Source organism: Paenibacillus sp. BJ-4 (assembly GCF_020404765.1).
Classification (GTDB): Bacteria; Bacillota; Bacilli; order Paenibacillales; family Paenibacillaceae; genus Paenibacillus.
In genome coordinates this window covers 1-26,727 of the sequence record NZ_JAIVEM010000057.1, presented here as the reverse complement: position 1 = coordinate 26,727, position 26,727 = coordinate 1, and the positions used below count along the sequence as shown (strand labels likewise).

Genomic DNA, 26,727 nt, shown 5'->3' with positions numbered 1-26,727 from the left:
TTCACTCTCCCGTCCACTGATGAAATACAGACCAGGAATTCAGCAAAAAGTTAAGAATTAATAGCGTATAGCCCACTAATGCCCACTTTGCCATCACGAGGCCTGAACGCTGATTCAATCTTTTGCTCACTAAAAATACAATATACACGCACAAGGCTATCGCTGTCATCATCACTTTGGTATCCAGTAAAAGACGCCAACGCTGCTCGGCAATAATAGAAATGACTGCAACGACAATGGAGACTCCGAGTAAAGGAGTACCGATCAAGAGGGCCTTATGCGTATACCGATCCATCATTTCGAGACTAGGCAGACGCCTGATCGTATCATTCCATTTTTTTACTTTCAATTTACGATGCAAAAACAGATATAAGCCCGAAAATACAGCCGCTACCGTCATTGCTACAAAACCGAGATTAGCCAACGCAATATGAATGAGAAGCAGCCCATGCACTGTATGCCAATTTGCGAGCGGGTTGTCGGTGGGCTCCATCCATATTTTATTGAGTACAAGCACTGCGAAGCTAATAATATTAAGCAGCAATACCGCAAATTCGGAACGATGATAACGTGACAAAATCAAAGAAATCAGCACTAAAATAAAGGAAAACAGAAATAAAAAGTCGTAGGTCACAAAAATAGGAAGGTGCCCCTCGTTCCAGGTTCTTATTCCCATATATACAAGCTGGAGCAAAAGAACGACAACAAGAAGCCCTGTACCTGTCCGTTTGGCATTCGCATTACGTCGAATCCCATCCGAGAATACAAACAGAAGGCTCAGGGCAAAAACATAAATCATTGAATCATATATCAGCATGCCTGAAGCCACGTCTGTTCACCTACCCTTACAGGCCGGCCGGCGCTAACGACGCTGGCGAGGCTTGAACCTGACCAGATGTTTCATGAACACCGGCCTCCGGTTTCATTAACGCGGATGCATCGCTTTTATCTACTTTCTGAGCGGCGTCCTCCAAACGATCCTCCAGAGCAAAAATGTGGCTAAACATCTCCAACGCCTCATTCCCCTGCTTTTGGACTGCCAATTCCTTCACCCGATTGATCGGATCATGCATCATCTGGTTCAGCATGCTCTTCGTCAAGCGGCTAATCACTTTGCGTTGCCGTTCATCCAGCTCTGGAAGCTTGTTGAACAAGCTTTCCAGTGTATCCTGGTGTACGGATTCCGCTTTTTCCTGTAAAGCACGAATCACAGGGCGCACTCCCATCGTTTTCAACCATTGATAAAATTCGCTAAGCTCGCCTTCGATCATATGCTCGATTTTGGTTGCCTCGGTACGACGCATTTCCAGATTGCTTTCCACGATACCTTCCAAATCATCAATATCGTATAGAAAAACGTTCGATAATTCTCCAATAGCCGGTTCCAGATCACGCGGAACCGCGATATCGATCATAAACAAAGGGCGGGACTGACGTCGTTTCATGCTGGCTTCAACCCGATCCCGATCGAGTATATATCCTTGGGCACCTGTCGAGCTGATCACAATGTCCACATCGGTCAACCGATTAATGCCTTCCTCCATCGTAACCGGCGTTCCGTGAAACTTGGAGGCCAGATCTTCCGCACGAGACAAGGTCCGATTCGCCACAATAACCTCAGCTGCTCCGCCACTGTAAAGATGCTTAACGGTAAGCTCGCTCATTTTACCTGCACCGAGAATCAGCACTTTCTTATCAGTAAACATACCAAAAATTCGCTTGCCCAGCTCAACTGCTGCATAGCTGACAGATACGGCGCTTTCTCCAATAGACGTCTCCGAATGGGCACGTTTGCCCAATGTGACGGCTTGCTTAAACAACATATTAAACCACGTAGCCGTAATTTTTTGTGATTGAGCCTGAAGAAAAGCATTCTTCACCTGTCCCAAAATTTGAGTTTCCCCAATGACCATCGAATCAAGACCACATGTCACCCGGAACAAATGCCGGATCGCTTGCTCGTCCTCATATATATATAAATGCTGTGTAAATTGATCACGCGGAATGCCGAACCATTGCTCCATAAAACTGCGTATAAAATAACCGCACATATGAAGGCGGTCTACCACGACATATATTTCAGTTCGATTGCAGGTTGCGACAACTACGCCCTCCAACACACTTTTAGTAAGTTTGAGTTGTTCCAGCGCTTTTGGTAAATCTTGTTCTGCAATTGTAAAACGCTCTCTGACTTCCACAGGCGCCGTACGATAATTCAACCCAACAACGACGATGTGCATTGCAAATTCACCTGCCTAAACTGTAATAAGAATAACTACTGGTCTCATAAACTATGTTAATTATATCACAGAAGTCCGAATCTCCTTGGACTGTTTTATGAATTGTTTATGAAAATTATATGGCTTACATCAACATCTGACACGCTCTGTATCATTTGATTTAGTGAGAACCACTTTTAAAACAAATAACCATGGAAAATTCCATGGTTATGATATAGGACACGCAAATAGCTCCATAAGAAACGAATTACACCAATTCAGCGCGCTTGCTCTCCGGTGACTCCACCTGAAGCTCTCCCAGGCCGCGAATCAGCTTCTTCGCATATGTTCTTTCCGGTTTTAGGACGGATACCAGGTAATCGATAGCCAGTTGCGGATCAACAGTCTCACCGCAGGTATAACAATCAATAGCGGCAAATCCTCTCTCAGGATACGTATGAATAGAGAGATGACTCTCCGACAACAGTACAAGCACAGTAGCTCCCTGTGGTTCAAATTGCTTGGATTGAACAGACATCACCGTTGCTCCGCAAGCTTCAGCAGCCTCAACTAATTGAGTTTCCAAAAACTGCGCATTATTTAGCAATTCAAACTCAACACCCCAAGTATCTACGGCAACGTGTCTTCCGAAAGTTGAGTATTCCAATTCCATCTTTCGGTTCCCCCTTCCTAGGAATAAAATGTTTGAAAAAAATTTCATCCGCTAGGACCTACGTCATTCACTTCCCGAGGGATAACCTCTCGCAACATTCAATGTCCTGAGTGAATCCTGGTTCCTATATTCATTTTCAACGAGATTAAAAATAACATCAATGTACAGCAAATGCAATCATTTTTTTGGAATAAAAAAGCCCCTTCCCGTAGCGAAAGGGACTGCTCTGCATAACGATTCATTTCTGCATGCCCAAGCCAATTTAAGCTTCCAGTGCAAACAACCTGGAGCAGTTCATCCGAAGCTTGTGGTCAATCTGTTCCAGCTCCGAGGACGTTCGAGCCAGATTCCGTTGATCTAGTAACGAATTAATGAGATCATACACGGCTGATATTTCATTTTCCACGTTTTGATGCTGAAAAAGCTGTTGTAGTTCATGTACCGTATTCTTATACTCGAACACCAGCTTGGTGCCTTCGCCATTCTTTTCCATAATTTTACGAACAGTGCCTTCGTTATAAAAATACACCATCGTGAATCCTTGATACATCCGGTAAACAATCCCCTCACCCTTAAAGCGGATAAAAAGTTTGCGTATAAACAAGGTTAGTTGCGGATGAATTAAGCGGCAAGTTAATTCACAGACATATTCTCCCTCTCTGGCTTCAAAAAACAAATGAACTTCCTCACCCGCAGCATGCTCCAGAACGATTTCCTGACCCCCGTTATCCAGCACTTTAATTCGGTAATGCACTTGGTGATCATCCACTGCCTGCAAAAATTCATCCATTTGAGTTTCCGACAAGGTCAAAGTGGTTTTTACATACTCTGTGGCTAACCGCTGAGCCATACCAATCTCCTCAATTCTTTCCTGAACCTAAAGTTCGAGCTTTACCATTTATTATACATCAGACCAATAACGCTTTTCTTTCGGACCAATCCATAAAAATCGGTCATTCATGAGAAATAAACGGAAAATACCTTCATTGGGGTGCTATTATCCCCCATATGCTCACTTTTCTGCTAGAAATCCGCGTGATTGCTCCGTTATATACATTATTCCTACCAGCTTAATAAGTTTTAATTATTTTGAAATTTATACATCACTCTGAATTCTACACACTACGAAAAAGGACGCCACAAGGGCGCCCTACATTTATAATTCCGTCTGTTCTTCGTCGTCATTCCCTATATAGCCGGAGATGACAGACCACAGTTCTTCCTTACCCATACCTTCTTCGGAGGAAAAGGGGATGAACAATCCCCCAGGGAGTATTCCAAGTTCCTGCCTAATGACTTTATAATGCTTTTCCCGTCGTGTTTTGGGGATTTTATCTGCCTTTGTACCTACAACACAAACGGGAAGCCCGTTATGACGCAGCCAATCATACATCATGATATCATCCTTGGACGGCGGATGGCGCAAATCAACCATTTGAAGCACCAGCTTGAGCTCCTCCCGCTCCAGCAAATAAGACTCAATCATCTGCCCCCAGGCTTTGCGAGACGTTTTGGATACTTTAGCGTAACCGTAGCCGGGAAAATCGACAAAATAGAGATCATCATTAATCCGGTAATAATTAAGCTGTTGGGTTTTCCCCGGCGTAGAACTGGTACGCGCCAAATTTTTGCGGTTAATCATCCGGTTAATCAGTGAAGACTTTCCGACATTAGAGCGCCCTGCCAGAGCGATCTCTGGCAAAGCGTCTACTGGAAACTGACTGGGACCAACCGCACTAATAATAAATTCTGCTTTTGTTACTTTCATTGTGTCCTTAATTCCTCTCTAATGTACCCTTGCCTGCTCAACCAAAGCATGCTTTAGTACCTGATCCATATGGGCAACAGGAACAAATTCAACATCCTGTCGGATACTGTCGGGAATATCCTTTAAATCCCGTTCATTATCTTTGGGAAGTAGAATTTTTTTGTAGCCTGCCCGGTGAGCTGCCAACGATTTCTCTTTCAAACCACCAATCGGCAACACGCGACCGCGCAGGGTAATTTCGCCCGTCATCGCCACATCCTTCGATACATGACGGTTGGTCAAGGCCGAAATCAACGCCGTAGCAATGGTGATTCCCGCAGAGGGTCCATCCTTCGGAATCGCTCCCTCAGGAATATGAATGTGAATGTCGTTTTTCTCATAAAAGTCCGGTTCAATACCCAGTTCAATCGTTTTGGAACGAGTATAGCTGAATGCCGCCTGTGCGGATTCCTTCATCACGTCTCCAAGCTTACCCGTAAGAATCAGTTTACCGCTGCCGGGTACGACTGTCACTTCAATCATCAGCGTTTCACCACCGACCTCTGTCCATGCCAAGCCTGTAACCGTACCGATCTGATCCTCCAGCTCCGCTACGCCGTAACGGAATTTGGCGATCCCCAAATAATCTTTCAGATTATCCGGTGTGACTTGAATCGGTCCTTCCCCACCGGATACAACTGACTTCGCAGCCTTACGGCATAGGGAAGCCAGTTGCTGTTCGAGATTCCGTACCCCAGATTCACGGGTATATTCGCGAATGACACGCAGCAGCGTATCCTCCCCGATAACCAACTGCTCCTCTTCCAAGCCATGCTCTCTCTTCTGCTTGGGCAATAGATACCGATTGGCAATCTCCAGCTTCTCCAGTTCGGTGTAACCAGGAATATAAAGTGTCTCCATACGGTCCATGAGCGGGCGCGGGATATTGTGTGCAGCATTGGCTGTTGTCACAAACATCACGTTGGATAGATCAAATGGCAACTCAACAAAATGGTCGCTGAACGTATTGTTTTGTTCGGGATCAAGCACTTCCAGCAATGCAGCTGAAGGGTCTCCCCGAAAATCGGAAGCCATTTTATCAATCTCATCCAGCAAAAAGACCGGATTAGACGTTCCTGCCGTCTTCATTCCCTGAATGATACGCCCAGGCATCGCACCAACATAGGTCCGGCGATGACCGCGAATTTCCGCTTCATCCCGCACGCCACCGAGGGAGATGCGGACAAATTCCCGTCCCATGGATTTGGCAATCGAACGAGCCAGCGAGGTCTTACCAACCCCTGGCGGACCTACGAGACATAGAATCGGTCCCTTAATGGTCTTTACCAGCTTGCGCACAGCCAAGTACTCCAGCACCCGTTCCTTGGGTTTATCCAGTCCGTAGTGGTCTTGATTCAGCACCTCCTCGGCCTTGGCAATATCGAGGTCATCATCGGTAAACGTATTCCATGGCAAGCTTAACAGCCAATCGACGTAATTGCGAATGACGCCACCCTCGGCGGAGCTTGCAGGCATTTTTTCCAGACGGTCGATTTCCTTTTCGATCTTTTCTTTCACTGAAACAGGCAACTCCAGCTCACTCAACTGATTGCGCAGCTCTTCAACTTCCCCTGCACGGCCTTCCTTCTCGCCAAGCTCCTTCTGAATCGCCTTCATTTGTTCACGCAGATAATATTCCTTCTGCGTCTTTTCCATTTGCTTTTTCACGCGCTGGTTGATTTTACGTTCCAGCTCCAGAACCTCGCGCTCGTTGTTCAAAATATCCAGAAGCTTCTCCAGACGCTGAGTTACGTCGATTGTCTCCAGAATATCCTGCTTTTCCTTAATTTTGAGCGTCAGATGGCTTGTGATTACGTCTGCCAGCCGTCCAGGCTCCTCAATATCGGATACCGCAGCAAGTGTCTCGGGCGTTACCTTTTTGGACAGATTGATATAATGCTCGAACTGGGTCAGTACAGTACGCATAAGCGCATCCGTCTCAGGCTGCACATTTTCTGCCTCATGCAGTTCCTTGGCCAGTACCTCGTAATATTCTTCATTGTCCGTATATTGAATAATCTCGGCACGTTCCAGCCCCTCCACCAGCACCCGAATCGTTCCGTTAGGGAGCTTGAGCATCTGGCGCACCTTGGCTACCGTGCCGACTCGAAAAATATCCTCTTGTGTGGGTTCTTCAATATTTACCTCTGATTGAGAACACAGGAGAATCAAATTGTCTTCAACCATCGCTTTTTCCAAAGCCTTGACCGATTTTTCCCGGCCCACATCGAGATGCAGAACCATGCTCGGGTAGACCAGAAGTCCTCTTAAAGGCAGCAAAGGAAAACGACGACCTTTTGTCTTGGTGGGTCCCATCGCTTTCGCACCTCCAGTGATTCTCAGGTTCCGGATTTTACAATCCTCACGTTGTTATCTTTCATATTTTATCAAATGTTAAATAAAAAAACCAATGAAAGGGTCGCTTATTAGCAAGATCCTGTATCAGATATCGCCCCATTATGCGTTCCATCAGCCTGTAACAACGAAGATTGGGCTGGGCGAAAAGTCTCAATTGGCGCATGCACAGGTGATTCCGACGTCATTGCTTCCCCGAACACATGGCGGAATACTTCGGTAACCGACTGTACGGGGATGACTTGTAAGCCCTCAATACTGTCAAAAAGAGCTTGCCAGTTTTCCTGGGGAATGATCACTTTTTTGGCTCCTGCCTGAAAAGCCGCCTCGACCTTGGCTAATACGCCGCCAATCGGTTTGACACGGCCGTGGATGCTAACCTCTCCAGTCATCGCAATTTCGTGATCCACCGGAATTCCCCGCATGGCGGAAGCAATAGCTGTCGCCATGGCGATTCCTGCCGAAGGACCGTCTACTGGCGTGCCCCCGGGAAAGTTGATGTGCAGATCGTAATTCGACGGAGACAGTCCGATTGTGCGCAAAACGGTCAACACATTTTCCACAGAGCCTTTAGCCATACTCTTGCGGCGCAGTGTACGAGAGCCACCTCCAATTTCCTCCTCATCCACTACTCCCGTAATATTGTAGCTTCCCTTACCTTCAGGAACTGGAACCGCCGTAACCTCAATTTCCAGCAGCATTCCCATATTCGGGCCGTATACAGCTAATCCGTTAACAAACCCGATTTGCGGTAAACCCGGTATCTTTCGATCAGGACGCGGTTGAATTTGGCTGCTTCCCGCAACCCATTCCACATCAGACGCATTGAGACGTTCCCGCTTCTCGGTAAGTGCCAAACCAGCAGCAAGCTGAATCATATTGACGGCCTCCCGACCGTTCGTAGCGTAACGCTGTACAACCTCTACTGCCTCGGGACAAGGCCCAAAGCCCAGCTTGTGGACAGCATCCTCAGCAATACGAGCAATCTCCTGCGGCTGAAGGGCACGGAAATAAATTTCCATACACCGGGAGCGGATGGCAGGTGGAAGTTCATGCGGTGAACGGGTCGTCGCACCTACCAAACGAAAATCCGCTGGCAAACCATTTTGAAAAATATCGTGGATGTAGGCAGGAGTATTTGCATCTTCCGAGTTGTAATACGCACTCTCCAAAAATACCTTGCGGTCCTCCAGCACTTTCAACAGCTTATTCATCTGCGTCGGGTGCAATTCACCAATTTCATCAATGAACAACATGCCACCATGCGCCTTTGTTACAGCTCCAGGCTTGGGTTGCGGAATACCCGCTACCCCCATAGCACCTGCCCCCTGATAAATGGGATCATGCACCGAGCCAATTAACGGGTCCGCAATACCACGCTCATCAAAACGGGCTGTCGTGGCGTCAATCTCCGTGAATTTCGCATCAGCCTTGAATGGAGAGGACAAGTTTTTCTTCGCCTCTTCCAGCACTACGCGCGCAGCAGCCGTCTTCCCTACCCCCGGCGGGCCATAAATAATGACATGCTGGGGATTCGCACTACATAGCGCCGCCTTGAGCGCACGCAGTCCATCCTTCTGCCCGACGATATCCTGTAATGTTGCTGGTCGCGTGCGTTCAGCCAGCGGCTTGGTAAGTGAAATGGAGCGCAGTTTGCGCAGCTTGTCCAACTCCTTCCGGGACTCTCGGTCCACCGCACTACGGTTCGTTTTCTGGCTCCGCAGGAGATTCCAGAAATACAGACCGATGACAATCCCGAAAAACATTTGTACCAACAACAAAATCATAGTCAAGTCCATTGTATTTCCTCCGTTTCTCATCTCAGCAAATTGAAAAATGCCGCTCTATGAAAGACAGTATTTCCTTTTCCACGATAGCTAAACGGCAGTCTCTCAAAAGATCAGGGAGAAAATACAAAAACACCGCGAAGAACAATTCTATAGCAGAACTGTTCTTCACGGCGATGATATCATGACCATAAAGTATGATTATACTTCTGTGCAAAAACTGATTTTGCCTATACTTTCTCAGCTGTATGGCGTTCTTCGCGTCCAGGAATTTTACCTGTCTCTTCATAAGCTTTGACGATGACATCAATTTCTTTTTTCAGTTCATCAACCATATCCGCTTCGGGTACTTTGCGGATCATTTTACCGTAACGGAACAAAAGTCCTTCCCCACGTGCTCCCGCAATGCCGATATCAGCTTCCTTCGCTTCACCGGGACCATTCACTGCACAGCCCAGCACCGAGACTTTAATCGGCACCTTGAGTTTTGCAATATAGTCCTCTACCTCGTTGGCAATAGAGAACAGATCAATGTCCAGACGTCCGCAAGTTGGACAGGAAATCAATGTAGCCGCATTGGTGATCAGTCCAAACGTTTTGAGCAGTTCCCGTGCAACCTTCACTTCTTCCACCGGATCGGCACTGAGCGAAATACGCATCGTGGAGCCGATGCCTGATGCCAGCAAGGCACCCATACCCGCCGCACTTTTAACCGTTCCGGTAAAGAGCGTACCTGCTTCGGTGATGCCCAGGTGGAGCGGATACTTGATAATTTCAGCTGCTTTCGTATAAGCGGCAATCGCCATCGGTACGTCAGACGCTTTCAGAGACACGATAATATCGTGAAAATCAAGCTCCTCCAGAATACCGATATGGTACAGCGCGCTTTCCACCATCGCTTCTGGCGTAGGATAGCCGTACTTATCCAGCAAATGCTGCTCCAATGATCCGGCATTGACACCGATCCGAATCGGAATTCCTCTTTCCTTACATGCTTTAACAACAGCTTCTACTTTTTCGCGTCGACCAATATTACCTGGATTAATGCGGACCTTGTCAATTCCATTTTCAATCGCCAATAGAGCCAGCTTGTAATTAAAATGAATGTCCGCGACGAGCGGAATATGAATCCGTTTTTTAATTTCTTTAATGGCTGCGGCTGCTTCCTCATTGTTGACGGTAACCCGCACCAGTTGACATCCGGCTTCTTCCAAACGAAGAATCTCGGCTACAGTAGCTTCCACATCTGCTGTTTTGGTTGTACACATACTTTGGATGATGACTTCATTGCTGCCGCCAATCGTCAGATTCCCGACTTTAACGGGACGTGTGTCTTGTCTTAAGAACATGTACTTTTCTCTCCCATTAACACCAAACCTCCACCCCTTAAAACCTCATAAGGTTTAGTGAAGTGGAGATCCGGCTTCTCATGTTGTAGAGATCGCGAAGTATCAATCCTTAGGCGCTCTCTTCTTGTTTTTTATCCTTATCTGTACCACCGAGTTCCGGTGCGATTTTGTCTTTTACTACCTGCTCATTGATAACGCATGTCGTTACATCCTCACGGGAAGGAACTTCATACATTACATCAAGCATAATACCTTCGATGATCGCGCGAAGACCACGGGCACCCGTGTTACGCTTGATCGCCTCACGAGCAATGGCTTCCAGAGCATCCTGCTTAAACTCCAGTTGCACATTATCCAGTTCCAGCAGCTTCTGATATTGCTTGGTTAACGCATTTTTCGGCTCAGACAAGATACGAACCAATGTTTTCTCATCAAGCGGCTCCAGCGTAGAAATGACTGGCAAACGTCCTACGAATTCCGGGATCAGACCGAATTTCAACAGGTCCTCAGGCAATACCATTGAAGTATATTCGCCTGGCTTCAGATCTTTTTGTTCGCTAGTAGCATTAAAGCCGATGACCTTTTTACCGATACGGCGTTTGATCATTTGCTCCAGACCGTCAAAGGCACCACCGCAAATAAACAGAATATTTGTGGTGTCAATTTGAATAAATTCTTGGTGCGGATGCTTGCGACCACCTTGTGGAGGTACAGAGGCAACCGTGCCTTCCAAAATTTTAAGCAGCGCCTGTTGCACCCCTTCTCCCGATACGTCACGCGTAATGGACGGGTTTTCGGATTTACGGGCTACTTTATCAATTTCGTCAATGTAGATAATACCGCGCTCGGCTTTTTCCACATCATAATCGGCAGCTTGAATCAATTTCAGCAAAATGTTTTCAACGTCTTCACCCACATAACCAGCTTCCGTGAGGGAAGTGGCATCTGCGATAGCAAAAGGTACGTTCAAAATTTTAGCCATGGTTTGCGCTAGCAACGTTTTACCCGAACCTGTAGGTCCAAGCATCAGAATGTTACTTTTTTGCAATTCCACATCATCAATTTTGTTTTGTGTATTAATACGTTTGTAATGGTTATATACCGCTACAGACAACGATTTTTTCGCTTGATCCTGACCAATGACATATTGGTCCAAAATGTCACGGATTTGCATTGGTTTCGGAATGTCTTTCAGATCCACTTCTTCCTCATGACCCAATTCCTCTTCCACAATCTCCGTGCACAGCTCAATGCATTCGTCACATATATATACGCCTGGTCCGGCAACAAGCTTGCGAACCTGATCTTGAGATTTGCCGCAGAAAGAACATTTTAATTGTCCTTTTTCATCATTAAATTTAAACATAGAGCCACCCCTTTACAGATTAATCGGTTTAGACAGCACCTGGTCAATGATACCATATGCTTTTGCCTCTTCTGCTTCCATGAAGAAATCCCGGTCAGTATCACGTTCGATTTTTTCGAGGGGCTGACCTGTACGCTCTACATAGATTTGATTCAGCTTGGCACGTGTTTTGATAATCCAGTCCGCATGAATCAGCATATCGGAGGCTTGCCCCTGAATGCCGCCGAGCGGCTGATGGATCATAACTTCACTGTTGGTAAGTGCATATCTTTTGCCTGGTGCACCCGCTGTGAGCAGCAAAGAACCCATACTTGCAGCCATGCCTACACAGATCGTCGATACGTCCGGCTTAATAAATTGCATTGTATCATATATACCCATGCCCGCAGTTACAGAACCGCCCGGCGAGTTAATATACAAATTGATATCCTTCTCTGGATCTTCCGCAGAAAGGAACAGTAACTGTGCAATGACGAGATTGGCGACATCGTCATCAATCGGGCCACTCAGGAAAATGATGCGATCCTTAAGCAACCGCGAGTAAATATCGTAAGACCGTTCTCCTCGATTCGTTTGTTCCACAACCATAGGGACGAGACTCATCACGACCAACCTCTTTTCTTAATTAAAATGAACACCTGTATTCATCCGCTTCCTTAAGTCCCATTAAAACGAAAGCGGCGAGCATGAAACGGGAACACCTTACAAAATATTTTAACATGTTCAGAGTCTTGTGTCATATTTGCATCCGCTCATCTAGTAGTACGGCTGTTACATGCTCTGCCAAGACCTTCTCATATTTAACCATGTTTCGTATGTATGTGCAAATGTACGGTAGTGACTTATGTAAAACAAGAAAACACCACTCACAGCGTTTTCCATAAACGACTAAAATTTGGGTTACCCAAGGTAAAAATAAGGCACGTAACTTTCACTACGTGCCTTATCCCTATCTAATTACTACGTCGCAGCCTGTTAGAGCATACATCGTATATTTTATCGTTTGAATTACTCAGCAGCTGCAGCTGGCGCTTCAACTTCTTTGCTATTTTCTACCAGCAAAGCAATTGTTTTGCGCAGTGAGATCTCTTCTTTCAAGTTTGCGAACGAGCCGTTACTTTCCAGAATGCTGCGGATTTCTTCAACAGAACGTTTATAAGCATCAGCCATGTTTTTCAGCTCTTCATCAATTTCCGCTTCGGAAACTTCGATGTTTTCTGCTTTAGCCACTTGCTCCAGCACGAGGTTGTTACGTACGCGCTTCTCAGCATCAGCTTTCATTTGCTCTTCCAGATCTTCCTTGCTTTGACCGGAGAAGCCGAGGAACATTTCAAGGTTCATGCCTTGGCTGCGCAGACGGTTGTCGAAATCGCGAACCATGTTTTGCACTTCACTCTTGACCATTGCTTCAGGAATGTCGATTGTTGCGTTCTCAGCAACTTTCTCCACTACAGCACCCTCACGAGCTGCTTTAGCTTCGTTTTCCTTACGCTCCAGCAATTGCTTTTTCAAGTCTTCCTTGAATTCAGCCAGTGTGTCAAATTCACTTACATCTTTAGCAAATTCATCGTCCAGTTCAGGAAGAACTTTGCGTTTCAGTTCATGAACTTTCACTTTGAATACGGCTTGTTTACCAGCAAGGTCAGCAGAATGGTAGTTCTCAGGGAACGTTACTTCAACGTCCTTGGAATCGCCAGTGTGCAAACCGATCACTTGATCTTCAAAGCCAGGGATGAATGTGTTGGAGCCCAGCTCCAGAGAATACTTCTCAGCTTGTCCGCCTTCGAACTGTACGCCGTCTACGGAACCATCGAAGTCGATAATAGCTGTATCGCCGGATTGAGCAGCATCTTCATCAACGACAACCAATTCTGCATGACGTTGTTGCAGGCGCTCCAGCTCTTGAGTCAATTCTTCGTCGCTTACTTCAAGTTTGCTTACAGGCACTTCTACGCCTTTGTAATCGCCCAAAGTCACTTCAGGTTTAACTGTAACCTTCGCTTTGAATTTGAAAGATTCGCCTTTAGCAAATTGATCAATTTCAACATCCGGGCTGTCAACCGGGAAGATGTCCGTTTGCTCTACAGCTTGGCCGTAAGCTTCTGGCAGCAGGAAGTCAATTGCATCCTGATACAAGCTTTCAATTCCGTAGCGTTTTTCAAAAATAGGACGTGGTACCTTACCTTTACGGAATCCTGGTACACTTACTTGCTTTACCACTTTATTAAAAGCTTTGTCGAGTGCAGCGGCTACACGATCCGCGTCAACCTCAACTTCAAGAACCCCAAGGTTCTTCTCTATTTTCTCCCAAGTTGCTTTCATTTTATGCTTTCCCCTCCAACAAAATCTTCACTTAGTTTTCATTACAATCAACGCACACAAAATAACCACTATAGTATATCTAACATTACTGTCTTTTTCAAGAGCAGCCCTTTGAATGCTTTACAGGTAAACGTTTCCGGGCATTAAGGAGTATTCATTCCTGCAGCTACAAATAGCCGCATCGACCGATACGCCTGCTCAAAACGGAAGCGTAGCGCATCTGTAATGCCGTAAATAGCACGTGTTTCTTCCTCATTGCTGTGTCCACTCAAACTCTCCGAAACCGTCTGATGGAGAGCTGCCGCCCAAATATCCGGCATTCCGTCCTCCTCCACCAGCATCGATCTGTAATCATTCGTACCGTATACAGCCATCACAAACTGGGACCACAACTCCTGCGCAAAATAAAACAGCGTAGGCTCATGCACCTCGGTCTGATCGGCCACCCGTTCCAAGATACGCATAATCTGTTCAGGAAAATCACCCGGCTGAAGCGGAACGGTCTCAATATCGATCTCCGCTTTTTCATCTCCCCGTCTGATTTCTATCGTCCCTTCCATTCCGCGTCGTCGCAGTGTTTGCAAAATACGGAATTGGAGGAGAGGATGGATTTCCCGTTCCTTTATCCAGCGAAGCAAGGCAGCGTCAATTTCCGGTAGCTCCAGATAGGACAACTGCTCAAGTGCTAAAATCGTCTGTTCGGATAATGGTTCATCCATAGCCATCTGCAGCAGCTTATTGCCATACCCTGCATCCTGCTCTTGCTTAAAGCGTGCATGACGACGAGCCAATTCTACTTCATCGACCTCGTCTTCTTCCGCAGCGCCCTTTACTCCCTCACTGTCAGCATACTGTGGAAAGGCAGCTTCCAGCCATTGTAATAGAGCTTCCCATTCATCGTATTGTTTCTGCTCCTGTCCCTGACACTGCATTAAAAAACGCAGCATCGCCATCGCCTCTCCGTAACGTTCGTTTTCAAGCATCACAGTAAGTTGAATTTGATAATAGTCCAGTGTCTTCGGAAACAATACAATATTATTTTCTTTTGTCGTCACCTTGGAGTCCTTTATTAAAGGCACCCCCTCTCCTCCGTAAGCTAAAGTATTTGTAGATTATATGAGAAACAGCAGTTTAAGTCCAACCACTCGTCTTCAACATATTCACCTGTATTCTAACATACCCTTTTATAAGGCAAAAAAAACCACACCTACTCTGAATTTATGCTGCACAAAGGCTAAAACAATCAAATAATATAAAAAAAGACTTGAATCTTTCTTACCCATGTGATATATTAATGTTCGCTTGAATTTTATGTCCCAGTAGCTCAGCTGGATAGAGCAACGGCCTTCTAAGCCGTCGGTCGGGGGTTCGAATCCCTCCTGGGACGTACGTACTGAAGAAGCTTCCTAATTTCCTAATTAGGAAGCTTTTTTTGTTGCAACAGTATGAGTACCTCCTGGGACACAGAATGTCATGGCCTACGTATCGCTAGCCTAAGCTTCGCAGTCTCGACCGTTAGAGAGCATTCCTTTTTAGATCCAAGTAATATATTACAAACTATTTTAATGTAGAAAAGCTGTTTCATTATATATGCTTACCTCAACCGAGGAGATATTCAATCATACCGCTTGACCGCGATGAGTAATAAGGAGATCAACAATGAAATTAATATCTTGGAATGTTAATGGTTTAAGAGCCTGTGTGACCAAAGGATTTTATACTTATCTAAAAGAAACGAATGCTGATATTTTTTGCGTTCAGGAAACCAAGCTTCAAGAGGGCCAAATCCTCATGGAGAACATGGAGGAATACACACAGTATTGGAATTATGCCGAGAAAAAAGGCTACTCCGGTACGGCTATCTTCACCAAAATCAAGCCGCTTTCCGTGCATTACGGACTTGAAGAAAACGGGGAGCCTGAAGGTAGAACCATTACTCTGGAATTCGAGGAATTTTATCTGGTTAATGTATATACTCCGAATACCAAACGAGATCTGTCGCGACTACCGTACAGACTGGAATGGGAGGACCGTTTTCGCAGCTATCTGCAACAGCTGGATGCATTGAAGCCTGTCATTGTTTGTGGTGATCTCAACGTGGCTCATCAGGAAATTGATCTGAAAAATGCAAAAACCAACTATGGAAATGCCGGTTTTACGCCTGAGGAACGGGAGCGAATGTCGCAGCTGCTCGACGCTGGATTTACAGACACTTTCAGATACTTTTATCCTGACCGGACGGATGTTTATTCCTGGTGGTCCTACATGCCGAAGGTGAGAGAACGGAACATCGGCTGGCGGATCGATTACTTTCTCGTCTCGGACAGACTTCGCCCGCTATTGATAGATGCAAGCATTGATTGCCATATTACGGGCAGTGACCACTGCCCTGTTATACTGGATATGCAGGATATTTAGCATAGTCCTCCTTACACGAGTCTTTATGCAGTCTTAAAAGCCGTCATGCTCTGTTATTGGAGCATGACCGCTTAAATTATTACGATCATCTGTTCAAAACCCGTTATTCGCCATCACTTGCTTGAACCACAGCGCACTTTGTTTAGGTGTCCGTTCCTGTGTTTCGTAATTGATATGTACAATACCGAAACGTTTGCTGTAGCCCCAGGCCCATTCAAAGTTATCAAAGAAAGACCAGACAAAATAGCCTTGAAGCTGCCCTCCCTCTGCAATGAAGCGATGACATGCCTTTAAATGCTCCTCAATGTAGCGCTGACGCCCGGTGTCCTCAATTTTCCCATTCATCAGTTCATCCTTCATCGCTGCTCCGTTTTCCGTAATTAGAATGGGCAAACCCTTGGTAAAATCCTTTTCAATCCGAGTCAGTAGCTTATAAAAGGAGTCGGGATGAATCTCCCATCCCATATCTGTCACCGGTTGCTCAATGCGTACCTGCTCTACCTGAAGCAACGAGGCGTCTGTAGTCGCTCGAATGACGCTGCGGGCATAGTAGTTGATGCCCAAAAAATCCCCCGGCTGTTGAATCAGCTCCATATCACCAGGCTGTACAAAATCCATTCCATTCAGATGCGCCCCGTACCATTCCACCATATCCTCTGGATACTTCCCGTTAAACAACGGTTCGGCAAACCAACGATTAATAAATCCATCTCGCCGGACGGCAGCGGCTGCGTCCTCGGGTCGTTCAGTGGCTGCATCCACATGTTCCATGTTCAGTGTAATGCCAATCATACCTGTAAGACCCTTTTGCTTGTGCAAATTCATGGCTATCCCATGACACACCAGAACATGATGGGCGGCAGTAAAAGCTTCCTTCCAGTTCTGATGACCGGGGGCATGCTCTCCTGTACCATAGCCCAAAATAGAGGCGCAGTATGGCTCATTTATCGTATTCCACCAGCTTATACGCTGTCCAAATCGATCCATGATTACAGACGCATACGTTATAAAATGCTGGATAATTCCGCGATTCGTCCACCCCCCCTCATCCTCAATCCACTGCGGAAGATCCCAATGATACAGCGTCAGCATCGGAATTAGCCCGGCCGCCTCAATCTCATCCAGCAGGCGCTCATAGAAGAGTAACCCCTGTTCGTTAACCACGCCGGGTGTGGGAATAATGCGCGGCCAGGCCACGGAAAAACGGTAATGTAAAAAGCCCAGCTGCTTCATTAATAGCACATCTTCCTTAAAGCGGTGAAAATGGTCACAAGCTATATCTCCGCTGTCACCGCCCATCACCTTCCCGGGTACTTGACAGAAAGTATCCCAAATGGAAGGTGTTCTTCCTCCCTCAGCTGCACCACCTTCAATTTGATAAGAAGAGGTCGAGGTTCCCCACATAAACGTGGCTGGAAATAAAAAGGTATTCTCACTCATACTCGGTACCATCCTTTCAGTAAATCAAGACTTCACAGCTCCGGCCATTGCACCGCCGACAATAAAGCGCTGGAGGAAAATATACAAAATAACCAGCGGTAGTGTAACAATCAGGATGCCGCAAGCGAGCAGCGGCCAGTTATTCATGTATTGTCCGTAGAAGGAGAACAATCCTTTGGTCACCGGTTGATACGCGGGATCAGATAAATAAATGGTAGGACCTATAATATCGTTCCACGCCCCAATTGCCGTCAAAATGATGCCTGTCGCTAGCACCGGCTTCATCAGCGGTACAAGAATCGTAAACAAATAGCGTGAATATCCGCACCCGTCCATTGCAGCCGCTTCATCCAGCTCCCGGGAGACAGACTTGATATATCCCACAAACATCAGAAAGGCAATGCCGGTACCTGTTGTTTTCAGCAAAATAAAACCAAGCTGCGTATTGTAAAGTCCCAGACTATTAATGAGAGCAAATTGCGGAATCAGCGGATTCGGAAGATACATGGATATCAGGAAAAACACATAAAAAAAGGTGCTGAACTTAACGTATCCCCGCGCCAGCGGGAAAGCCGCAAACACGGATATCACCAACGTTAATAGCGTAGATACTCCCGTATACAAAATACTGTTCCACATGTACTGGGAGAAATTTCCTTTTTCCCAAGCGTCCATGAAATTCTCAAAGCTCAGACTTTTGGCTATAGCCACAGGATCCATCAGATACTCACTTTGAGTCTTCATTGATACATTAAAGAGGTAGAAAAGCGGGAATAAATATAACGAAAGCATGAGCAGTACGATGATGTAGCTCAGAATTTTTGTTCCTTTGGTACTGCTCATTACATTTCCACCTCTCTTCTGCGCAAATAATACAGAGCAATCATCGACACTGTAAATACGAACAAGAACTGGATCATGGCTACTGCGGAAGCAAGGCCGTAATCGGCCGTCCCGGTACCGAAGGCTGTTGCATACACATCAAATGCAAGTGTCGTCGTGTTGAATTTACCACCTGTCAGCACATAAATAATGTCAAAGGTTTGCAATGCTCCGATAATGGACAGCAGCATATTGACGGTAAAGGACGGCGCAATCATCGGAAAAGTAATATTTTTGAACGCTTCCCACCCGGAAGCACCGTCCATATACCCCGCTTCATATAAATCACTGGGAATGGATTGGAGTCCGGCCAAGAAAATAGTCATCGAGTAACCCATGTACATCCAGACTTGCACAAAAATAATCAGTTCAAATGCAATATTGTAATCCCCAAAGAAGTTGGAGCTGGTTCCAAAAAAGTTCATCAAGGCTTGTGCAGGACCGCCAAGCGGATTGGCAATCAGCTGCCAGATCAGGCCGGATACCGTTACTCCGAGCACAACGGGCAGGAAAAATACAGCGCGGTAAAACACATCACCTTTGAGTTTTTTATTAATAATGATGGCCATGAACAGCCCTACTGCATTTTGAATCACAACCACCGCTACAGCAAAATATAAGGAACGACCCATGGAAGCGATACGATCTCCTGAATCGGAGGAGGTAAAAAAGGTCGTATAATTCTCAAATCCGACAAAATTCCACGTCTGTCCCGGAACCCCTGAAGCATTTGTAAAGGAAAACAGTACGGTTACCATTGAGGGACCAAAGCCAAGAAGCAAATAGAGCAGCACCGGAATACTCAGCAAAAGATAGGGCATTAACCGGGCCGCGCCCTTTCCGAAGGGATACATGGGCCTCACACCTCTTTACATTATTATGAAGGCTTTACAGATGCCAATCTGCGTTCATGTAAAGCCCGTTTATTTATTTAGGGGCTGCTGCATCCCAGTCTGCCTGAGACTTTTGGGCAAGCTCCAAAGGCGTCTTTAATGGACCGGCAGGCGCGAGAAATTCCACATGTACGCTGGAATCCTTAATGTACTGTCCAACATTCTTACGATTGATAAATAGCTGATCCCAAGAGTGCTTGAAGTTTTCCAGCGAAGGCTGGATTTCATTCACAAATTCACTACTTATCTTCACATCAGGCTGTGTTGGCAAAAATCCGGCGGCGTTCACAAAATCGGTATAGTTTTGCTTCTCAGAGAGCATTTCAAGCCATTTGATCGCATAATCCTTGTTTGGTGACTTTTCCAATACCATCCATGTCATATCGTACTTGCCTGCAAGGTTTTTATTTTTGGCGGGATCATTGCTGCCCGGAATCGGGAAATAACCAAATTTCATCTCTGGATTGGCTGTCTGGATCGTAGTTGCATCCCACGTGCCATCTGCAATCATGGCTACACGTCCTGTAGCAAATAAGCTTGGCAAGGTTCCATAGTCAATCCCCATAAATCCACCGATGGCATTGTTCATCAGAACTTGTGTTTTTTCCAGCACCTCAAGCTGAACCGGGTCTGTCAGCTTCGTCTTCCCTGTCCACAGCCCTTTGATATATTCCAGCTGATCATCATGAATAGAGGCCTGAAGCCCTTGGACAGCAAGGTTAATAGGCCATACATCCTTACCGCCGAAACCAATCGGTTCCACACCGTTAGCCTTGAGTACCTTCATAACATTTACCAGCTCATCCCATGTCGTGGGCACAGCAAGATTATATTTTTTAAAAATCTCTTTGTTGTAGAACAAACCTGTCAGCGCCACCTTACCCATATTTACACCGTATACCTTGTCCTTATAGGTCATGGCATTTTTGACATCTGTAGGGTTATAGTTTTTTATAAATGCTTGATCCGACAGGTCGGCTATTAGTCCTCCGTCAATCCATTGCTTCCACATTGGATCTGCTGCTCCCTTTGACCATTCCTGCGGAGCACCTACGAAGCTGAATTTCAGAGGAATAATGTCTGCATCACCGGATGAACCAGCATTCATACGCGTTTGCATCAGTTGGTCATAGGTTGAGTCAGCAGGTACCGTCGTATACTCCACCTGAACATCTGGATACTTCTCTTCAAACTTTTTATTAAATTCCTTTATATAGTTATTAATATTTTCCTGCTGCCAATGAATGATCTTCAATGTGACCTTTTTATTCCCGTTCTGTACAGCGTCGTTACCTTTACCGCAAGCAGCCAATACTACAATTAAAGCGGTTACAAGAAGTAATAAAAAACTCTTTTTTAGCATTGCAGAATCCCCCCCAAATAATCTTAGAATAAATGCATTTCCACATTACGAAAGCAGTTTCGTTATTTGCATTTATTATTATGTAACGAATGACTTGTATTTGTAAATAGAGATTTGCGAAATATCAAAAAAAACATGAACTACCGCGAAAACAAACTTATTTTTCCATAATATATTAAACTCCAACTTAAACAGCAGTGTTGACTCTCCTCTATGAGATAGCATAGAATACGAGTAATTACTAAATTCAGAATGCAAAGTCAATTTAACTAAACTGGTTTAGCCGTGGAGGATTTCATGAATATAAAAACAATAGCTCATATGGCAGGCGTTTCGGTAGCAACCGTTTCGAAAATCATAAACAATTACACGGATATCAGTGAGGAAACCCGGCAGAGGGTGCTTAAAATAATGGAGGAAACGGGTTATAGACCCTCCTCCTCGGCTAAAACGCTGGCTACCAAAAAATCAAATTTAGTAGGCGTTATATTCGCTGGCAAGTTGAATGTCGATTTTAGCCATCCTTTTTTTGTAGATATCATTAATGTCTTCAAAAAACAGATTGGCTTGCTCGGTTACGATCTACTGTTTTTCTCAAATGAAAAATTTCTGGATAATGGAGAGGACTATTTGGCTCGCTCGAAATATTTTTCAGTGGACGGGTGCATTATTATTGCTGGAGATGAAGTGGAAAAGAGCGTTTTTGATCTCGATGCCAGCCCCATCCCCTGCATCGGTGTCGATATTGAATTAACCGGAGCCAGCTCCTGCTACATTATGTCTGACAATCAGAAGATCTCAATGAAGGTTGTTGAGCATTTTTACATGAATGGCTACCGCGATATGGGTTTTATAGGCATTGAACGCCCATCCTTGGTGATTAAAGAGCGAGAAGAAGCCTTTATCACTTCACTAAAACGGTTTAGTCTTGATGTCAGACCCGAATGGATCGTGTATGCTAAGGACTACGCGGCAGAAGATGGATACCAGATAGCAAAGGCGTGGATACAGCAAGGAGATTTACCAAAAGCTATTTTTGCGGCTACTGACCTGCTTGCTTTTGGTGCCATCCGTGCTTTCAAGGAAAGCGGCTTGAGGGTGCCCGAGGATATTGCTGTGGTGGGATGTGATGATATAGAAGCCTGTCGTTACACCGATCCTCCACTGACCACTGTAAAACAAGACAAACAAAAAATAGGCCGCCTGGCCGCTATGGTGCTGTTTGACCTGATGAACAAACAAATGGAGACGAAATGTATTAAAGTAGAACCGGAGCTAGTCATTCGTAGCTCTTGCGGAGCCCGGCAAAATTGGAACCATACGGTGGTTAAGGGCTAGTACACACCTTAAAGCCCAGACATAATTGTGCACCGCAAGATGGACACTTTTTCTCAAAGTATCCATCTTGCGGTGCATTTTCTATTTTAATCTGAGTAACTATAAGCTATTTGTAGGCCATCGCCGCGCTCACGGCCTTTTTCCAGCCTTCATACAGGCTGGCTCGCGTGGCCTCATCCATAGTAGGAACAAATGAACGCTCTGCCCTTACACGCTTGCGAAGCTCATCCATACTCTTCCAGTATCCAATAGCCAAACCTGCCAGACATGCGGCACCCAGTGCCGTCGTCTCATGAATAACAGGCCGCTCCACCGTAGCATCCAAAATATCGCTCTGGAATTGCATCAGAAAATTGTTCAGCACAGCGCCTCCATCCACTCGCAGCATTTTCACTGAAATACCAGAATCGATCTCCATTGCTGTAAGCACATCCTTGGTCTGATAAGCAAGTGACTCCAATGTAGCACGGATAAAATGCTCCTTTGTAGTTCCCCGTGTCAGTCCAAACATCGCTCCACGCACCTCGCTATCCCAGTAAGGACTGCCCAGTCCGACAAAAGCAGGTACAAGATACACCCCTTCTGTAGATGATACACGGGCCGCATAGGGCTCACTATCCTTCGCTTCCCGGAACATGCGCAGACCGTCGCGCAGCCACTGGATCGCAGAGCCTGCTACAAATACGCTCCCCTCCAGCGCATATTGCACCTTGCCTTCCTCCAGCCCCCATGCGATGGTCGTAATGAGACCATGCTTGGATTCCACAGGCTGATCCCCCGTATTCATCAGCATAAAGCAGCCTGTGCCGTAAGTGTTTTTGATCATCCCTTTTTCGTAACAAGCCTGGCCGAACAAGGCTGCCTGCTGGTCACCCGCTACACCAGCAATCGGTATATTCTGACCAAAGAAATGATAATTCACCGTGTGCGCATATACCTCAGAGGAAGGTCTCACCTCTGGCAGCATGATTTTGGGCACACCGAGAATGTCGAGCAGCTCTTCGTCCCACTTTAGCTCATAAATGTTGTACATCAGCGTCCGAGCTGCATTGGAGTAGTCCGTCACATGTGCCGTTCCACCGGAAAGCTTCCAGATCAGCCACGAATCAATCGTGCCGAATAACAAGTCGCCCCGCTCCGCCTTTTCCCTCGCACCCTCCACATGATCCAGTATCCACTTCACTTTGGTACCGGAAAAATACGGATCGATCAATAGCCCCGTTTTGCTGTGAAACAGCTCCTCATGCCCTTGCTGCTTCAATTCCTCACAGATGTCCGAGGTTTGGCGCGACTGCCATACGAGCACGTTGTACACAGGTAACCCCGTATTTTTATCCCATACGGCTACCGATTCTCGCTGATTGGTAATACCGATGGCGGCAATTTGGTTTGCTTTTACACCGGATTCGGAAAGACAGGATGCAATGACTCCCAGAATGGAACTCCATATTTCATTTGCATTCTGCTCTACCCAGCCGGGTTTGGGAAAATATTGTGGAAATTCCCGTTGAGCCGAGTACACCACATCCCCTTCGCGATTAAACAAAATCGCTCTTGAGCTTGTCGTTCCTTGGTCCAGTGACAAAATATATTTTCCCATTGTTCATCTCTCCCCTGTAAATCTATCGATTTTATACTGTAAGCTTGTTGGCTTTATAGCTTTTGTAAGTACGACTGAAGCGGAAGGTAACCAGCAGCACAATCACAATGATGCCTAACATAATCCAGAAAACCGGACTTACATATCCTTTAAACACTGCCTGGTAAAACAGCCCTCCGAAGGAGCCTCCCAACAGCGGTCCTACAATGGGTACCCAGGCATATTTCCAGTTGGATGCTCCCTTGCCGGGAATCGGTAGTAAATAATGTACAAGACGTGGGCCAAAATCCCTTGCCGGATTAATCGCATAACCTGTCGTTCCGCCAAGGGATAAACCGATACTCACTACCAGAAAACCCACAATCAGCGGCTGCAGGCCCTCTGTAAAAGAATTGGCACCAAGCGACTGCAAAGCAAGAACAAAGATGAAAGTACCTATCATTTCACTCAGCACGTTGGCAAACGGATGATCCATAGCCGGTCCTGTGGCAAATACACTGAGTTTGGTTGCTGCGTCCTCCGTCTCTTTCCAATGGGGCCAATAATGTAAAACCACAACCACAGCACCCGCCATGGCACCAAGAATCTGAGCCACAATATACCCGGGAACGTCTTGCCATGGAAAGGCACCCTGAAATGCCAACGCCAGTGTAACTGCCGGATTCAAATGCGCTCCGCTGATTTGACCTACCGCGTAGACTGCAATAGCAACCGCGAGCCCCCACCCCATTCCGATGACAATCCAGCCGGAAGCGTGGGCAAATGATTTTCTCAGGGATACCCCTGCGCACACTCCGCCACCCAGGACAATCAGAATCATCGTCCCTACAAATTCGGCTACGTATGGCGACATATAACCTACCTCCTCAATAGACCACCCAATTTTAATCGCTTTCATCGCGCACCAAAAAAAGAAAAACCATCACAAACCGCTCCCGTGCTTTAGCATAGGATGTCTGCGTGGCTCTCTTGTCTCCGTCACGATTATTAACTTAAATTTGATATTATATAAGGATGTAAGCGATGTCAACTACGAATTTACGTTGTTCTATGGTTCAAAATAATCGTTGACCATGTCAGATTCTCCGCTTTATGATGTAAAAAAATGGGTAGTCAAACATTCCGTCATAGGACTGAACCCGTCGCTATAAGCTAGAAAACAAAAGGAAAACAGGCCAGCTAAGCGGCTCTTTTTTTGTAGTCGGCACATATTTCAGAGAGAACATGTTGTTCCCAAACTGAATGATGAAGGGAAGAAGGTTATGCTGAAATTATTGCAAAAAATCGGAAAGTCGTTAATGCTTCCGGTAGCCACACTACCCGCGGCGGGAATTTTGCAGGGGCTGGCTCTGATCAACTATGAGAAGGATATTCCGCTTGGCTCTGCGGTAGGTGGTTTTTTGAATCATTATGTTACTCCTTTTTTGAACGAGGGCGCGGGTGCCATTTTCGGCAACCTGGCATTAATCTTTGCCATCGGTGTTGCGATCGGTCTGGCAGGGGATGCTGTAGCCGCACTATCTGCAGTCATCGCCTATATGGTGCTAACCCGTATTTTGGCGGCAGTACCGGGCATTTTCACGTATATCCCCGATGACGTGAAACTAGATATGGGGGTGCTCGGTGGCATTTTCATTGGTGGCTGGTCCGCTTATCTGTTCAAAAAATATCACAACATCCAGCTTCCAGATTGGCTCGGCTTCTTCTCCGGTAAACGTTTCGTCCCCATGATTACCGCCTTCACCACCATGATTTTGGCCGTTTTGCTCGGTATGATCTGGAGCCCGGTACAAGATGCGATTGCGACCTTCGGCAACTGGATCGTCGGCTTCGGCGGAATAGGGTCGATGGTGTTCATGATTGCCAATCGACTGCTGATCCCGCTCGGTCTGCATCATGTACTAAACTCAATCGCGTGGTTTCAGATTGGTAACTATACGAATGCAGCTGGCGAGGTTGTTCATGGTGACCTGACCCGTTTCTTTGCAGGCGATAAATCAGCTGGTCTATTCATGTCCGGTTTCTTCCCTATTATGATGTTCGCTCTCCCGGCAGCCGCTCTCGCATTCATCCATACGGCCAAACCTGAAAAACGTAAAGCGGTCGCTTCTATTTTCATTGGATCTGCGCTCGCATCGTTTTTGACCGGAATTACCGAGCCCCTCGAATTTTCCTTTATGTTCGTTGCACCGTTGCTTTATGGCATCCATGCGCTGCTTACAGGTCTGAGTGGCCTGATCATGTACCTTCTGGATGTCAAGCTCGGCTTTTCTTTTTCAGCAGGACTCATCGACTATTTGGTCAACATGAAGCTATCCACCCACCCGCTGCGAATGATTGCAGTCGGTCTGGCCTTTGCGGTCGTATATTATTTCCTATTCCGGTTTATCATTATCAAATTCAATCTCAAAACCCCTGGACGTGAAGACGACGTAGAAAACAGCCTTCTTTGGGATACAAAGCAATCCATATCCATTGAAAAGCCAGAAGTCCTATCTGACGGTCAAGCAGGCTATGCTGGGAAAATACTGACTCAGCTTGGCGGTTCGGGCAATATCGAAAGCATCGATGCATGTATTACACGGCTGCGGCTGATTGTCAAAGACGACAAAGCGGTTAACGATCAAGCTCTCAAGCAGCTTGGAGCTTCGGGAATTATCAGGCTTGGTAACGGTGCGCTGCAGGTTATTTTCGGTACCCGGTCCGAAACGCTGAAAGATGAAATACAGCGGTTGATGTAGTAAGCTCATGTTCGATAAGCTCTTGAATTCCTTCGCTGCTTCTTTACACAAAAAGGGTATCTCTTCAATCTGGTATTATCCCCTTCAAGTAGACACTCAAAAAAGTCCGCATGGTATCATGAGGATTGAGTGAACTTGAAGGGGATATTTGTATGGCTAAAAAAGGACAGAAAT

At 46.1% G+C, this 26,727-nt stretch carries 21 protein-coding genes and 1 tRNA gene; 4 read left to right on the top strand and 18 right to left on the bottom strand.

What is annotated here, in order from left to right; all coding sequences use genetic code 11:
* Position 1 precedes the first annotated feature (1 nt).
* From ccsA to LCF57_RS10545, 12 genes are all read right to left on the bottom strand, one after another.
* The gene (gene ccsA, locus LCF57_RS10600; RefSeq protein WP_226000661.1) at positions 2-829 is read right to left on the bottom strand and encodes a cytochrome c biogenesis protein CcsA; all 828 of its coding nucleotides are present in this window, start codon (positions 827-829) and stop codon (positions 2-4) included.
* A 16-nt stretch (positions 830-845) separates the two neighbouring features.
* Positions 846-2,240 carry a glutamyl-tRNA reductase gene (hemA, locus tag LCF57_RS10595; protein WP_226000660.1) on the bottom strand — a complete coding sequence of 465 codons (1,395 nt, stop codon included), beginning with the start codon at positions 2,238-2,240 and terminating at the stop codon, positions 846-848.
* A 247-nt stretch (positions 2,241-2,487) separates the two neighbouring features.
* A complete protein-coding gene (speD, locus tag LCF57_RS10590; RefSeq protein ID WP_226000683.1) occupies positions 2,488-2,886 on the bottom strand; it encodes an adenosylmethionine decarboxylase in 399 nt (132 codons plus the stop codon).
* 268 nt (positions 2,887-3,154) lie between these two features.
* Positions 3,155-3,742 carry a non-ribosomal peptide synthetase module gene (locus LCF57_RS10585; RefSeq protein ID WP_226000659.1) on the bottom strand — a complete coding sequence of 196 codons (588 nt, stop codon included), beginning with the start codon at positions 3,740-3,742 and terminating at the stop codon, positions 3,155-3,157.
* 306 nt (positions 3,743-4,048) lie between these two features.
* Positions 4,049-4,660 carry a ribosome biogenesis GTP-binding protein YihA/YsxC gene (gene yihA, locus LCF57_RS10580; protein ID WP_226000658.1) on the bottom strand — a complete coding sequence of 204 codons (612 nt, stop codon included), beginning with the start codon at positions 4,658-4,660 and terminating at the stop codon, positions 4,049-4,051.
* Positions 4,661-4,678: 18 nt separating this feature from the next.
* Positions 4,679-7,015: an endopeptidase La gene (gene lon, locus LCF57_RS10575; protein WP_226000657.1), complete on the bottom strand. Its 2,337-nt coding sequence runs from the start codon at positions 7,013-7,015 to the stop codon at positions 4,679-4,681.
* Positions 7,016-7,125: 110 nt separating this feature from the next.
* Positions 7,126-8,853, bottom strand: a complete 1,728-nt coding sequence (gene lonB / locus LCF57_RS10570; protein WP_226000656.1) for an ATP-dependent protease LonB — start codon at positions 8,851-8,853, stop codon at positions 7,126-7,128.
* 218 nt (positions 8,854-9,071) lie between these two features.
* Complete coding sequence (gene ispG / locus LCF57_RS10565) at positions 9,072-10,190, bottom strand: flavodoxin-dependent (E)-4-hydroxy-3-methylbut-2-enyl-diphosphate synthase (RefSeq protein WP_226000655.1); 1,119 nt, start codon at positions 10,188-10,190, stop codon at positions 9,072-9,074.
* Between the two features lie 109 nt (positions 10,191-10,299).
* Entirely contained in the window at positions 10,300-11,556 is a 1,257-nt protein-coding gene (clpX, locus tag LCF57_RS10560) for an ATP-dependent protease ATP-binding subunit ClpX (RefSeq protein WP_025717714.1), read from the bottom strand.
* 12 nt (positions 11,557-11,568) lie between these two features.
* Positions 11,569-12,159 (bottom strand): ATP-dependent Clp endopeptidase proteolytic subunit ClpP, encoded by a 591-nt coding sequence (clpP, locus tag LCF57_RS10555; protein ID WP_016324659.1) that lies wholly within the window; start codon positions 12,157-12,159, stop codon positions 11,569-11,571.
* Positions 12,160-12,564: 405 nt separating this feature from the next.
* Complete coding sequence (gene tig / locus LCF57_RS10550) at positions 12,565-13,878, bottom strand: trigger factor (protein WP_226000654.1); 1,314 nt, start codon at positions 13,876-13,878, stop codon at positions 12,565-12,567.
* Positions 13,879-14,021: 143 nt separating this feature from the next.
* Entirely contained in the window at positions 14,022-14,957 is a 936-nt protein-coding gene (locus LCF57_RS10545; RefSeq protein ID WP_226000653.1) for a hypothetical protein, read from the bottom strand.
* A 234-nt stretch (positions 14,958-15,191) separates the two neighbouring features.
* Here LCF57_RS10545 and LCF57_RS10540 point away from each other — a divergent pair.
* Positions 15,192-15,265: transfer RNA gene (locus LCF57_RS10540), tRNA-Arg, on the top strand.
* 272 nt (positions 15,266-15,537) lie between these two features.
* On the top strand, positions 15,538-16,296 hold the full coding sequence (locus LCF57_RS10535; RefSeq protein WP_226000652.1) for an exodeoxyribonuclease III: 759 nt from the start codon (positions 15,538-15,540) through the stop codon (positions 16,294-16,296).
* A 93-nt stretch (positions 16,297-16,389) separates the two neighbouring features.
* Here LCF57_RS10535 and LCF57_RS10530 read toward each other — a convergent pair whose 3' ends face one another.
* From LCF57_RS10530 to LCF57_RS10515, 4 genes are all read right to left on the bottom strand, one after another.
* Positions 16,390-17,736 (bottom strand): GH1 family beta-glucosidase, encoded by a 1,347-nt coding sequence (locus LCF57_RS10530; protein WP_226000651.1) that lies wholly within the window; start codon positions 17,734-17,736, stop codon positions 16,390-16,392.
* Between the two features lie 24 nt (positions 17,737-17,760).
* A complete protein-coding gene (locus LCF57_RS10525) occupies positions 17,761-18,579 on the bottom strand; it encodes a carbohydrate ABC transporter permease (RefSeq protein WP_226000650.1) in 819 nt (272 codons plus the stop codon).
* The gene (locus LCF57_RS10520) at positions 18,579-19,472 is read right to left on the bottom strand and encodes a carbohydrate ABC transporter permease (protein ID WP_226000649.1); all 894 of its coding nucleotides are present in this window, start codon (positions 19,470-19,472) and stop codon (positions 18,579-18,581) included. The genes LCF57_RS10525 and LCF57_RS10520 overlap by 1 nt, the downstream gene beginning before the upstream one ends.
* A gap of 73 nt (positions 19,473-19,545) precedes the next feature.
* Positions 19,546-20,874, bottom strand: a complete 1,329-nt coding sequence (locus tag LCF57_RS10515; RefSeq protein WP_226000648.1) for an ABC transporter substrate-binding protein — start codon at positions 20,872-20,874, stop codon at positions 19,546-19,548.
* A 297-nt stretch (positions 20,875-21,171) separates the two neighbouring features.
* Between LCF57_RS10515 and LCF57_RS10510 the strand changes: the two genes are divergently transcribed.
* Positions 21,172-22,212, top strand: a complete 1,041-nt coding sequence (locus LCF57_RS10510; protein ID WP_226000647.1) for a LacI family DNA-binding transcriptional regulator — start codon at positions 21,172-21,174, stop codon at positions 22,210-22,212.
* 106 nt (positions 22,213-22,318) lie between these two features.
* Here LCF57_RS10510 and glpK read toward each other — a convergent pair whose 3' ends face one another.
* Complete coding sequence (glpK, locus tag LCF57_RS10505; RefSeq protein ID WP_226000646.1) at positions 22,319-23,812, bottom strand: glycerol kinase GlpK; 1,494 nt, start codon at positions 23,810-23,812, stop codon at positions 22,319-22,321.
* Positions 23,813-23,843: 31 nt separating this feature from the next.
* Complete coding sequence (locus tag LCF57_RS10500; RefSeq protein WP_226000645.1) at positions 23,844-24,665, bottom strand: MIP/aquaporin family protein; 822 nt, start codon at positions 24,663-24,665, stop codon at positions 23,844-23,846.
* A gap of 409 nt (positions 24,666-25,074) precedes the next feature.
* Here LCF57_RS10500 and LCF57_RS10495 point away from each other — a divergent pair, with 409 nt between their 5' ends.
* Positions 25,075-26,553 (top strand): PTS transporter subunit EIIC, encoded by a 1,479-nt coding sequence (locus LCF57_RS10495; RefSeq protein WP_226000644.1) that lies wholly within the window; start codon positions 25,075-25,077, stop codon positions 26,551-26,553.
* Positions 26,554-26,727 lie beyond the last annotated feature (174 nt).

Excerpts from the sequence above, each read along its gene's own strand:
- hemA (WP_226000660.1), bottom strand. The coding sequence starts at position 2,240 with ATGCACATCGTCGTTGTTGGGTTGAATTATCGTACGGCGCCTGTGGAA.
- LCF57_RS10585 (WP_226000659.1), bottom strand. The coding sequence starts at position 3,742 with ATGGCTCAGCGGTTAGCCACAGAGTATGTAAAAACCACTTTGACCTTG.
- yihA (WP_226000658.1), bottom strand. The coding sequence starts at position 4,660 with ATGAAAGTAACAAAAGCAGAATTTATTATTAGTGCGGTTGGTCCCAGT.
- lon (WP_226000657.1), bottom strand. The coding sequence starts at position 7,015 with ATGGGACCCACCAAGACAAAAGGTCGTCGTTTTCCTTTGCTGCCTTTA.
- lonB (WP_226000656.1), bottom strand. The coding sequence starts at position 8,853 with ATGGACTTGACTATGATTTTGTTGTTGGTACAAATGTTTTTCGGGATT.
- ispG (WP_226000655.1), bottom strand. The coding sequence starts at position 10,190 with ATGTTCTTAAGACAAGACACACGTCCCGTTAAAGTCGGGAATCTGACG.
- clpX (WP_025717714.1), bottom strand. The coding sequence starts at position 11,556 with ATGTTTAAATTTAATGATGAAAAAGGACAATTAAAATGTTCTTTCTGC.
- clpP (WP_016324659.1), bottom strand. The coding sequence starts at position 12,159 with ATGAGTCTCGTCCCTATGGTTGTGGAACAAACGAATCGAGGAGAACGG.
- tig (WP_226000654.1), bottom strand. The coding sequence starts at position 13,878 with ATGAAAGCAACTTGGGAGAAAATAGAGAAGAACCTTGGGGTTCTTGAA.
- LCF57_RS10535 (WP_226000652.1), top strand. The coding sequence starts at position 15,538 with ATGAAATTAATATCTTGGAATGTTAATGGTTTAAGAGCCTGTGTGACC.
- LCF57_RS10530 (WP_226000651.1), bottom strand. The coding sequence starts at position 17,736 with ATGAGTGAGAATACCTTTTTATTTCCAGCCACGTTTATGTGGGGAACC.
- LCF57_RS10525 (WP_226000650.1), bottom strand. The coding sequence starts at position 18,579 with ATGAGCAGTACCAAAGGAACAAAAATTCTGAGCTACATCATCGTACTG.
- LCF57_RS10520 (WP_226000649.1), bottom strand. The coding sequence starts at position 19,472 with ATGTATCCCTTCGGAAAGGGCGCGGCCCGGTTAATGCCCTATCTTTTG.
- LCF57_RS10515 (WP_226000648.1), bottom strand. The coding sequence starts at position 20,874 with ATGCTAAAAAAGAGTTTTTTATTACTTCTTGTAACCGCTTTAATTGTA.
- LCF57_RS10510 (WP_226000647.1), top strand. The coding sequence starts at position 21,172 with ATGAATATAAAAACAATAGCTCATATGGCAGGCGTTTCGGTAGCAACC.
- glpK (WP_226000646.1), bottom strand. The coding sequence starts at position 23,812 with ATGGGAAAATATATTTTGTCACTGGACCAAGGAACGACAAGCTCAAGA.
- LCF57_RS10500 (WP_226000645.1), bottom strand. The coding sequence starts at position 24,665 with ATGTCGCCATACGTAGCCGAATTTGTAGGGACGATGATTCTGATTGTC.
- LCF57_RS10495 (WP_226000644.1), top strand. The coding sequence starts at position 25,075 with ATGCTGAAATTATTGCAAAAAATCGGAAAGTCGTTAATGCTTCCGGTA.